Genomic DNA, 10,813 nt, shown 5'->3' with positions numbered 1-10,813 from the left:
ACGGATTCTAAATATCAGAAATCGGTTCTAGCGCCTGATCCGCCAAGGCGAACCGCCGGAGCGGTGAATCAGCCGCCCCACGAAGGGCGAAGGCGCGAGCCGCCACGGCCGCAGATCCCTCATGCCGCCCGGGCGACGTCCCGACCCATGGGCGGCAGGCGCGCAGCCGCCACGCCGACCCTGCGCGCCCCGATGCCCGGCCACGCAAGACGTTCTGCGCCCGGCATCAGCCGTCCGCGGTCCGCTCCAGCGCTGCGGAAAGGCGCCGCGCCGCGCCGACCCATGCCTCGTACTCCGCCGCATCGGCGGTGGCGGCGCGTGCCGCGGTCGCCACCGCCGCCGGCAGCAGCCGCAGCAGCGCGCAGAGCAGGCGGCGGTCCCGCTCGCTCGGAAGGCGGAGGGCGCCGGCATCGGCCTCGGTGAGCAGGAAGAAGGGGCCGTGCGCATCGGCCGCCTCGCCGGGCCAGCGCTCGAACATCGTCGGCCAGTCGGGGCGGGCGCGGAATTCGAGCCGCGGCGCGCCGCCGTCGAGAGCGAGCTTGAAGCGCACGCGCGGCCAGGCCAGCCCGCCGAGGCGCAGCCCCTCCACCCCGATGTCGAGATGGCGGTAGCCGCCGCCCTCCATCGCGTAGTGCTCGTGCAGCCGCGCCGCGGCGAGGCCCGGCGCCGCCTCCGGCGCCGCCACGGCGGCGGGGGGCGCCGCGGCCGGGTGGCCCGGCGCGGCGGGCGGCAGCGGCGGGGCGAGGCGCCGCCCGGCCAGGTCGCGCCACTCCACCCGCGCCGGCGTCGGGCCGCGGTTGCGGAGCGCCAGCGTCACGCAGGCCGTCTCCGGCGCCGCCGCCGGCAGGCGCAGCGCCAGGGAGAGCCCGCCGCGCACCCCCTCCGCCCCGCGCCAGGCGGAGCAGCGCGCGCCCGGCGCGGCAGGGGCGGGCTCCGCCGCGGGCTGCAGCCACAGCGCCGCCTCCACCCCGGCGGCGTCGCCGAGCGGCACCGCGACCTCCGCCTCCAGCAGGTCGAGCCCGGCCAGCGGCACCGCGGGCAGGCGCAGCAGCGCCTCCTCCCCGGCCTCCAGCGCCGCCCAGGGCCGCGCCGGCCCCTCGCCCAGCGCGGCGAGGCCGCCCCGCCCCCGCGCCACCTGGGCGGCGGCCCAGACCGGCTCCGGCAGCCGCGCCGGCACGCCGAGCGGCAGGTCCACCGCCTCCCAGTCCCAGTGCGGCACCAGCAGGAGGCGCCGGCCGAAGGGCGCGGTCCAGAGCCGGAGCGCCAGCGCCCGCCCCGGCCCCTCGCCCTCCTCCACCGCCACGGCGCGGTCGGGCGGCGCCCGGCGGTCCTCGAGGGAAAGGGCCAGCCGGTCCCCGGCGCCGGTTTCGGCCAGGAGGTCGAGACAGGCGCTCTCGCGCAGCGGGCCGAGCGGCGCCGGCAGGTCGAGCATGAGCCAGCCCGGCGCCAGCGCCGCCGCCGGCAGCCTCCAGGCGGCGCGCACCCGTCCGCTCTCCGCGCCCCACAGCCGCACCCGCAGCGCCGCGCCGGGGGAGAGCGCGGCCTCCGCCAGGTGGAGGGCGAGCGCCGTCACCCCCTCCAGCGTCACGCCGAGGCGCTGGCCGAGGGCGAGCCGCCCGCCCGCGGCGGCGATGGCGGCGGCCTCGTCCGGGACCGTCTCCAGCACCGGCACGGGCGGGGAAGGCGGGGCATGGCCGGCGGCCTGCGCCAGCGCGGCCATGGCGGCGCGCGTCTCCTCCGCCTCCTCGCGCAGCGCCGCCAGGGCGCGGTGCAGCCCCGCCGCCTCGGCCATCCGCCCGGCGAGTTCCGCCGCCAGCAGCCGCGCCAGGGCCGGNCCGCCTCCTCGCGCAGCGCCGCCAGGGCGCGGTGCAGCCCCGCCGCCTCGGCCATCCGCCCGGCGAGTTCCGCCGCCAGCAGCCGCGCCAGGGCCGGCAGGGCGGCGGCGGCATCGGGGGCCGTGACCAGCGGCGGCGGCGCCTCCCACAGCGCCAGCAGCGGCGCCGCCTGCTCCGCGCCGGGCGCCACCACCGCCAGCACCCCCGCCGGGAGGGCCGGCAGCGGCAGGGCGGCGGCCACCGGGTCCTCACCCGGGCGGTGCAGCCGCAGCACGCCCTCCGCCGCCGCCACCCGCCACAGCGCGAGGCCGGGCAGGGCGAGGGCGGGGGCGTCGGCCACCCCCTCCAGCACCAGCAGCGCCGGCGCACCGGTGGCGGCGGCGGCGAGCGCGGCGGCGGGGATCGTCGGGGTCATCGGCGGGGCTCCGGCGGCACGGTGCGGTCGAGGTGGTCGAGGAAGCCGCGCATCGCCTCCTCCCAGGACAGGGCGGCGGCGCGCGCGGCGGCGCGGCGGCCGAGGTCCAGCAGCGGCGCGCGGTCGGCGGCGAGCGCGCGAAGCCGCGCGGCGAAATCGGCGACGAGCGCGGCCTCCGGCCGGTCCTGGCGGAGCAGGATGCCGTCCGCGCCGTCGGCCAGGATCTCCTCCACCGCCCCGGCATCGGTGGCGAGCACGGCGCAGCCCATGCGCTGCGCCTCCAGCACCACCAGCGGCACGCCCTCGAAGCGGGAGGGCAGCACCACCGCATCCGCCCAGGCGTAGAGCGCGTCCAGCGCGGCCGGCTCGGCGACCGGCGGCTCGGGGTCGAGGCCGAGTTCCGGCACCGCCTCGCCCAGCACCGGGCGGCCGACCACGCGCCACTCCACCACGTCGCGCGTGGCGGCGATGATCGCGGCCAGCCGGTCCACCCCCTTCTGCGGGTCGAGGCGGCCGAGGAACAGGGCACGCAACCGCCCCCGCCGCGCCGCGCGGGCGGCGAGCGCCGCGGCCACCGCCGCCGGCGGCGTCGCATGGCCCGGGGCGTTGCGGACCAGGTGCAGCTTGGCCGGCGGCATGCCCTGGGCGAGGCACCAGTCGCGCAGCCGCTCCGAGATCACCAGCACGCCGTCATAGGCGTGCTCGTAGGCGAGCGCGGTGTGCGGATTGCCGATCGGCTGGCCCCAGCCCTGGCGCTCCACCAGGTGCAGCGCGACATGGGTGCGCACGCCGAGCCGCCGCAGCCGCCCCATCAGCGCGTGGGCGCCGAGGCAGTGGGTGTTCACCACGGCGTCGAGGCCGGCGAGCAGCCCGAGCGCGTCCGCCGCCTCCGCCCTCTCCCCGAAGGCGGCGGTGTCGGCGCCGAAATAGGGCCGGCGCCAGTCCGGCTCGGCCTCGCCGAGGCCGGCGACCAGGGTGACGCTCTCGAAGGCCGCGCGCGCCGCGCGCGGCAGGCTGGCCTGCGCGGCGCCGAGCACCACGAGATGCGTGCGCCAGCCGCGGCGGGCCAGCACCGCCGCCTGGTTCTGCACCACCCGTTCCACCCCGCCATGGGCGAAGAGGGGCAGCACGAAGCCGATGCTCCGCGCCCCCGGGCGCGGCCGGCAGGGCAGCACGGTGCCGAGGCCGGAGGCGGCGTAGGCGCGCGCCGCCGCCGCCGCGCGCGGGGCGCGCCACTCCTCGCGCCATCCGGCGCGGATCGCGGTGCGGCCCTCGCGCGCCACCCGCAGCGCCGCCGCCTCCTGCAGCAGCCGCCGGAACGGCAACGGGGAGCGCAGCGGCCCCGCCCGGCCGCCCGGCAGCGTCACCGAGAGGCGCCGCAGCCCCGGCAGGTCCTCCAGCCGCTCCAGCGGGTGGAGCAGCGGGTCCGCCGCCGCCTCGGCGAGCAGGCGGCGGGTGACGAAGAGCAGCGGCGCCTCGGCGAGGGGCGCGCCCGCCGGCCGGTCGAGGAGGGCAAGCTCCTCCCCCCCGGCGCGGGCGATCTCCACCGCCACGGCCGGCGCCGCGCGCAGCGCCCGCTCGGCGTGCCAGAACAGGCCGCGGGTCGCCCGCGCCGCGCCGAGCAGGGCGAGCGCGGCGGGGTCGGCGAAGCAGAGGATGGCGGGGAAGAAGCAGGCGCCCGGCGCCTCCTCGGCGGCCAGCAGCGCCTCCCGCGCCGCCGCCGGGTCCGGCGCCTCCGCCACCCCCCCCTCCGGATCGAGCAACAGGCGGGGCGCGGGGGAATCGGCCTCGAACAGGGCGTAGCGCGGCGCCTCCTCCGCCTCCAGCGCCAGCAGGCGGCGCGGCGCGAACAGGGCGGCGTGGCGGCGGCGCAGGGCGTCGAGCAGCACGGCGCGCTGGCGCTCCGCCCCGGCCAGCATGCTCTCGGGGCGGCGGCGGTAGCGGAAGCCGGCATGCGGCAGGTGGCGGCCGCGGAAGCCCCGCGCGGCGGCCCGCAGCCAGAAGTCCCAGTCCTCGAAGCCCTCCCGCAGCGTCTCGTCGAAGCGCAGCCCGGCCGCGAACACCTCCCGCCGCACCAGGCTGCCGGCCTCGCAGAGATTGTCGGAGAGGTGCGCGAGCAGCGACCACGCCCCGCCCCCGGAGCCGCTGGCCGGCGTGCCGAACATGTCGAAATCCGGATAGATCCAGCCGACCTCCGGCGGCGCCGCGCGCAGCGCCGCGGCGGCGCGGGCCAGGAAGGGCGGGTGCAGGCGGTTGTCGGCGTCCAGCAGGTAGATGGCGGACAGCGCCGGGAAGGCGGCAAGGGCGAATTCGATGCCGGTGTTGCGCGCCGCCGAGAGGCCGCCGTTGCGCCGCCGCAGCGCGAAGACCCGCCCCGGCGCCGCGGCGGCGAAGGCGGCGGCGGTGCGGGCGGTCTCCGGCCAGGGGCAGCCATCGTCCACCACCACCGCGGCGGCGGGCGGCGCGCCCCGCTGGTCGAGCACCGAGGCGAGGGCCTCGGGCAGCAGACCGGGCTGGCGGTGGGCGGGGATGACGACGGCAATCTCCACCAGGGCGGGATCGGCCGGCGGCGGCATGCGCGCGGAAGCCGGGGCGGGCGCGCGGGCAGCCCCCTCCTCCGGCGGCATCCATGGCAGCATGCGGCCCCCCTTTCCCTCCGGGCGCGACTCTCAGTCGAGAATCGCGCGCAGCAGGCTGCGATACTGCCCGAGCATCGCCTGCTCGTCCCAGGCCATGGCGTGGCGCCACGCCGCCTCCGCGCGCCGCCGCGCCGCCTCGGGCGCGGCCAGGATGGCGGCGGCCTGGTCGGCCAGGGCAGAGACCGCGCCCTCGGCGGCGATGGCGGCGAGGTCCCAGGCGGCCTCGCCGAAGGCTTCCAGCGCTGCCGCGCTCGCCACCACCGGGCATCGCCGCGCCGCCGCCTCCAGGAACACGAGCGGGCAGCCCTCGAGGCGGGAGGGCAGCAGCAGCGCGTCGGCGGCGAACAGCCACTCCCCCACATCCGCCACCCGGCCGGGCAGGCGGAGCGCCGCGCCGGCCTGCCGCTCCAGCGCCGGGCGCAACGGCCCCTCGCCGAGGGCGGCAAGGGTGGCGCCGCAGCGTTCCGCCAGCGCCGCGGCGAGGCCGGGCAGCAGGTCGGCGCCCTTCTTCGGCTCCAGCCGCCCGGCGAAGAGGAAGAGCGGCGCCTCCACCGGCAGGCCGAGCAGCGCCCGCTTGGCCCGCCGCGCCGCCGCCCGCGCGCCGGGCGCCGGGGGCGGCGCCGCCACGCCGTTCGGCACCACCCGCACCACCCCGGGCGGCAGGCCGAGGCAGGCGGCGAGGCGCTCCGCCACCGGGGCGGAGACGGCGGCCCAGGCGAGGCGCCCGCGCGGGGCGGCGCGCGCCAGCGCCGCCGCCTCCGGCTCCGGCTCGCGCGGTGCCAGATGGGCGATGGCGAGCGCCGGCACGCCGGCCGCGGCAAGCGGGGCGAGGAAGCCGAGCCCATGAGTCGGCCAGGGCAGCGGGACCAGCACGGCGTCGGGGCGCGCGGCGCGCAGGCGGGCGGCGGCGAACAGCGCCTGGCGCTCCAGGTTCCGCTCCGGCGCCTCCGCCTCCCGCCAGCCGATGGGGGCGGCGGCCACCGCGGCGGCGAGGCCGGGGCCGAGCATGGCGGCGAAGCCCTCCCGCCACGCGGACTCGATGGCGATGTGCAGCGCCACCCCCTCGGCGGCGAGGGCGCGGAGGAGGGTGGCCGTCACCGCCTCCGCCCCGCCGAGCCCGGCGGAGGGCAGCAGCGCCAGGAGGCGGCGCAGGCGGCGGGGAGCGGCCTGCGGCCCGCTCACGGCGCGCGCAGGATCACGAGCCGCGCTGCGCCATGCGCGCGCTCGGCGAGCGGAGCAAAGCCGGGCAGCGCCACCGCCTCGCCGGCGCCGCACTCGGCCGAGACCAGCGCGCCCGGGGCGATCCAGCCGGCGGCGGCGAGCGCCGGCAGGGCGCGGGCGAGCAGCCCCTTTCCGTAGGGCGGGTCGAGGAACACCAGGGCGCAGGGCGCGGGAGCGGGGGGCGGGCGGGTGGCGTCGGCGGCGAGCACGGTGCTGCGCGCCGACTCGCCGCAGACGGCGATGTTGGCGCGCAGCGCGGCGAGGGCGGCGCGGTGGGTCTCGAGGAAGGTGGCGTGGGCGGCGCCGCGCGACAGCGCCTCCAGCCCCAGCGCGCCGGTACCGGCGAAGGCGTCGAGCACCCGCGCCCCCTCGATCGCCTCGCGCCCGCCCCAGGGGGCGTGCCAGAGCATGTCGAACAGCGCCTGGCGCACGCGGTCGGCGGTGGGGCGGGTGGCCTCGCCGGGCGGGGCGGCCAGGCGGCGGCCGCGGTGGCGGCCGGCGATGATCCTCATGGCGCCGCCCCGGCGCCCCGGCCGGGGGCCGATGCCCGGGACATGCGGCGGCGCCTCATCCCGCCGCCGGGCGGCGGCGCGGCCGCGGCGGGGCGTCGAGGCCGAGCTGCTCGCGCAGCACCTTGGCCGGCACCTCCTCGACCGCGCCGCGCGGCAGATGGCCGAGCTGGAAGGGGCCGTAGGCGACGCGGATCAGCCGCGTCACGCCGAGGCCGAGATGCGCCATCACCCTGCGGATCTCGCGGTTCTTCCCCTCCTGCAGGCTCACCGTCAGCCAGGCGTTGCTGCCCTGGCGGGAGTCGAGCCCGGCCTCGATCGGGCCGTAGCGCACCCCTTCCACCGTCGCGCCGCGGGCGAGGGCGGCGAGCGCCCGCTCGTCCACCGCGCCGTGCACGCGCACGCGGTAGCGGCGGATCCAGCCATTGGCCGGCAGCTCCAGCCGCCGCGCCAGCCCGCCATCGTTGGTGAGCAGCAGCAGCCCCTCGGAGGTGAGGTCGAGCCGCCCGACCGAGACGAGGCGCGGCAGGCCGGGCGGCAGGCGCTCGAAGACGGTGGGGCGGCCCTCCGGGTCGCGGTGAGTGGTCACGAGGCCGGCGGGCTTGTGGTAGCGGAACAGGCGCGTGCGCTCGGGCGGCGCGACCGGCGTGCCGTCCACCGTCACCAGGTCGCCGGGGCGGACGAAGCTCGCGGGCGTCTCCACCACGCGGTTGTCGAGCCGGACGCGGCCCTCGGCGATCAGCCGCTCCGCGTCGCGGCGGCTGGCCACTCCGGCGCGGGCGAGCCATTTGGCGATGCGCTCGCCGCGCTCGGCCGGCGCCTCCCCGCCCATGGTCAGGCTCCGCCGTCCCGGCCCCGGGCGGCGCGCACGAAGGCCTCGAGGATCCGCATGTCGGCGGAGTCCACCGCGTATTCTGGGTGCCACTGCACGCCGAGGGCGAAGCGATAGGCGGGGTGCTCCACGCCCTCTACCACCCCGTCGGGGGCGGTGGCGTTCACCACCGCCCCCGCGCCGGGGGCGGCGACGGCCTGGTGATGGGCGCTGTTCACCGCCATGCGCGGCTTGCCGACGATGCGGGCGAGCAGCGTGCCGGGGGCGATCGCCACCTCGTGGCCCGGCTCGGTGCGCGGGTTGGGCTGCTCGTGCGCCAGGGCGCCCGGCACCGCGTCCGGGATGTGCTGGATCAGCGTGCCGCCGAAGGCGACGGCGAGGAGCTGCTGCCCGCCGCAGATGCCGAGCACGGGCATGTCGCGCCGCAGCGCGCCGCGCGTCACCGCCAACTCGAAATCGGTGCGGCCGGGCTTCAGCCGCACCGTGGGGTGGGGGGGTTCCTCGCCCCATAGGGCGGGGTCCACGTCGAAGGCGCCGCCGGCGACGAGCAGGCCGTCCACCGCGTCGAGATAGGCCTCGGCCAGCTCCGGATGGTGCGGCAGCGCCACCGGCAGCGCCCCGGCGGCGACCAGGCTGTCGAAGTAGTTCCGGCGGAGGGCGTACCAGGGCAGCTTCGAGTAGCCGCCCGGCTCCTCCGAATCGAGGGTGACGCCGATGACGGGGCGGGTGCGCATGGGCGCTTGCTAGACCCCGGCGCGGGGCGGCGGCAAGCTCGGGCCGCATGAGCCCGATGGAGATGGCGCTGGAGGAGGCGCGCGCCGCCGCCCGGCGCGGGGAGGTGCCGGTCGGCGCCGTGGTGACGGACGCCGCCGGCCGCGTGCTGGCGCGGGACGGCAACCGGGTGGAGGAGCGGCGCGACCCCTCGGCGCATGCGGAGATGCTGGCGCTGCGCGCCGCCGCGGCGGCGCTCGGGGAGAAGTGGCTCCCCGGCTGCACCCTGACGGTGACGCTGGAGCCCTGCCCGATGTGCGCCCAGGCGGCCTCCCTGTTCCGGGTGCGCCGGGTGGTGTTCGGCGCCTACGACCCCAAGGGCGGCGGGGTGGAGCATGGCGCGCGCGTCCTCGCCGCCGCCTCCTGCCACCACGTGCCGGAGGTGGTGGGGGGCGTGCGCGAGGGCGAGTGCGCGGCGCTGCTGCGCGGCTTCTTTGCGGCGCTGCGCCAGAACGGATCCCGTTCAGATGGCCTCCCCTGAATGGGGAAAATGCTCGCATGCCAAGAAGGCATCTGCCGCAGCCGGGGCGAACGGAGATGCTCCAGGTCCTGACCCGCGGGGACGGAAGCGCCGGAACGGCTTCGCGCTTTGCGGCCGCCCCCGGCCCCGCGCGCTCCGCCGGGGAGCGGCACTCAGCCGATCTGCAGCTCCTGCAGCGCCTTCTCGAGCTCCTGGAAGCTCGGCATGCAGTCGCTCGGCGCCATCTTGCGGCCGGTCTCGACCGCCACCTGCGGCGCGTTGCCGTGCAGGTGCGCGACCAGCACGGCGCGGATCACCTCGTAGTACTGCGCTTCCTCCTCCACCACGCCCTTGAGCCGCGCCGCGCAGGGTCCGACCATGCCGTAGGCCAGCAGCACGCCGAGGAAGGTGCCGACCAGCGCGCCGCCGATCATGCCGCCGAGCACCGCCGGCGGCTGGTCGATCGAGGCCATGGTCTTGATCACGCCGAGCACCGCGGCGACGATGCCGAGCGCGGGCAGCGCGTCGGCCACCGACTGCAGGGCGTGCGAGGGGTGCAGCTCCTCCTCGCGCAGCTTCTTCAGCTCCCGCGCCATCACGTCCTCGATCTGGTGCGGGTCGTCGGCGTTCATGCCGACCATGCGGAGATAGTCGCAGATCAGCGCCACCGCATGGTGGTCCTTGCCGATCTTCGGGAATTTGGCGAAGGCGGCGCTCTCCTCCGGGCGCTCTATGTGCGGCTCCAGCGCCATCGCGCCCTTGGTCTGCGCCAGGCGCACGAGCCAGTAGAGCAGGCTCAGCATGTCCACGTAGTCGGTCTTGCCGAAGCGCGATCCCTTCAGGATCTTGCCGAAGCCGGCCAGCGTGTGCTTCACCCCGCCGATGCTGTTGGCCATCAGGAAGGTGCCGATGGCGGCGCCGCCGATGATCAGCATCTCGAAGGGCAGGGCGTAGAGGATGATGCCGAACTTGCCGCCCGCCAGCACGTAGCCGCCGAAGACGCAGGCGAAGACGACGCCGAGGCCGAGCAGCGTGGTCATCGCGCCGCCGCCTCCTCGGGCACGCGCAGCAGGGTGATGGCGACCCGGCGGTTGGCCGCGGCGAAGGGCTGGTCGGGCAGCAGGGGCGCGCGCTCCGCGTAGCCGGCGACGGTGCGGATGCGCGCCTCGGCGATGCCGGTCTCGACCAGCAGGCGGCGCACCGCGTTGGCGCGGTCGGCCGAGAGCTCCCAGTTGCTCCGCTCGCCGCCGCGGAAGGGGGTGGCGTCGGTGTGTCCGGCGATGGCGAGGTCGTTGGGCAGCGCCGCCGCGATCTGCGCCACCTTCTGCAGCAGGGCCCGCGCGCGCTCGTTCGGCACGGCGCTGCCGGTGGCGAACATCGGCTGGCGCTCGGCGTCGAGAAGCTGGATGCGCAGGCCCTCGGGCACCACCTCGACCAGGAGCTGGCGCGCCAGCTCGGCCAGGGCGGGGTCGTCGCGCACCGCGGCACGGAGCTGCTCGGCCGCCTGCTCGAGGGCCAGGCGTTCCCGCCGCTCGAGCTCGTCGCGCAGCTCCGCCTCGGGCAGCGCCTCGGGGCGCGGCAGCGCCTCGCCGCCGGGGCCGGCGGCGTCGGCCTCCGGCGCCGCCTCCCGCGCATGCGCGGCGGGCTGGCCCGGGCCCGGGATCTGGCCCTGGCCCTGCCCCGGATTCGGCGCCTCCCCCTCCGCCTCCTCCTCGATGTCGAGGGCGACGGGCATCGGCCCGCGCTCCAGCCGGACGGCGCCGGCATCGGAGGCGAGCCCGCCCTGCGAGTTCAGCGTCCGCCCCCCGAAGGGCAGGCCGGAGCCGGTGCTGCGCTGGCCGAGCATGTTCGCCGGCGCGAAGAAGTCGGCGATGCCCCGCCGCTGGTCCTCCGTGGTCGCGTTCAGGAGCCACATCAGGAGGAAGAAGGCCATCATGGCCGTCACGAAATCGGCGTAGGCGACCTTCCAGGCGCCGCCGTGATGGCCGTGCCCGCCGCCCTCCTGCCGCTTCAGGACGATCGTCGTCCCGCCCTGCCTGCTTTTGCCTGCCATCGGCTCCGGTTCCCGTCGGGCGGGAGGATGCCTCGGCACCCCTTAAGCCTCGGCTAAGCGCGGGCGCCGCCGGAGCGG

9 protein-coding genes are annotated in these 10,813 nt (G+C 78.4%); 1 reads left to right on the top strand and 8 read right to left on the bottom strand.

The genetic code is table 11. The features are described 5' to 3' along the window. Window positions 1–226: 226 nt before the first annotated feature. The 6 genes from ET526_RS13900 to ET526_RS13875 form a co-directional block, all read right to left on the bottom strand. Window positions 227–1,792 carry a DUF6212 domain-containing protein gene (locus ET526_RS13900; protein WP_135468308.1) on the bottom strand — a complete coding sequence of 522 codons (1,566 nt, stop codon included), beginning with the start codon at window positions 1,790–1,792 and terminating at the stop codon, window positions 227–229. 454 nt (window positions 1,793–2,246) lie between these two features. Beyond that, on the bottom strand, window positions 2,247–4,889 hold the full coding sequence (locus tag ET526_RS13895; protein WP_135468307.1) for a glycosyltransferase: 2,643 nt from the start codon (window positions 4,887–4,889) through the stop codon (window positions 2,247–2,249). Between the two features lie 30 nt (window positions 4,890–4,919). Then, window positions 4,920–6,071 carry a glycosyltransferase gene (locus tag ET526_RS13890; RefSeq protein ID WP_158295586.1) on the bottom strand — a complete coding sequence of 384 codons (1,152 nt, stop codon included), beginning with the start codon at window positions 6,069–6,071 and terminating at the stop codon, window positions 4,920–4,922. Beyond that, window positions 6,068–6,622 carry a 16S rRNA (guanine(966)-N(2))-methyltransferase RsmD gene (rsmD, locus tag ET526_RS13885; RefSeq protein ID WP_135468305.1) on the bottom strand — a complete coding sequence of 185 codons (555 nt, stop codon included), beginning with the start codon at window positions 6,620–6,622 and terminating at the stop codon, window positions 6,068–6,070. The genes ET526_RS13890 and rsmD overlap by 4 nt, the downstream gene beginning before the upstream one ends. A gap of 55 nt (window positions 6,623–6,677) precedes the next feature. Then, on the bottom strand, window positions 6,678–7,451 hold the full coding sequence (locus ET526_RS13880) for a pseudouridine synthase (RefSeq protein ID WP_135468304.1): 774 nt from the start codon (window positions 7,449–7,451) through the stop codon (window positions 6,678–6,680). 2 nt (window positions 7,452–7,453) lie between these two features. Beyond that, entirely contained in the window at window positions 7,454–8,185 is a 732-nt protein-coding gene (locus tag ET526_RS13875) for a gamma-glutamyl-gamma-aminobutyrate hydrolase family protein (RefSeq protein ID WP_135468303.1), read from the bottom strand. Between the two features lie 56 nt (window positions 8,186–8,241). Between ET526_RS13875 and ET526_RS13870 the strand changes: the two genes are divergently transcribed. Beyond that, the gene (locus ET526_RS13870) at window positions 8,242–8,703 is read left to right on the top strand and encodes a nucleoside deaminase (RefSeq protein WP_456305115.1); all 462 of its coding nucleotides are present in this window, start codon (window positions 8,242–8,244) and stop codon (window positions 8,701–8,703) included. Window positions 8,704–8,855: 152 nt separating this feature from the next. Here ET526_RS13870 and motA read toward each other — a convergent pair whose 3' ends face one another. Then, window positions 8,856–9,722 (bottom strand): flagellar motor stator protein MotA, encoded by an 867-nt coding sequence (gene motA, locus ET526_RS13865; protein ID WP_135468301.1) that lies wholly within the window; start codon window positions 9,720–9,722, stop codon window positions 8,856–8,858. Beyond that, the gene (locus ET526_RS13860) at window positions 9,719–10,735 is read right to left on the bottom strand and encodes a flagellar motor protein MotB (protein ID WP_135468300.1); all 1,017 of its coding nucleotides are present in this window, start codon (window positions 10,733–10,735) and stop codon (window positions 9,719–9,721) included. Before ET526_RS13860 ends, motA begins: the two co-directional genes overlap by 4 nt. Window positions 10,736–10,813: the final 78 nt, after the last annotated feature.

This window comes from Crenalkalicoccus roseus (assembly GCF_004761865.1).
GTDB lineage: Bacteria > Pseudomonadota > Alphaproteobacteria > Acetobacterales > Acetobacteraceae > Crenalkalicoccus > Crenalkalicoccus roseus.
This window is presented reverse-complemented; position numbering and strand designations above follow the sequence as displayed.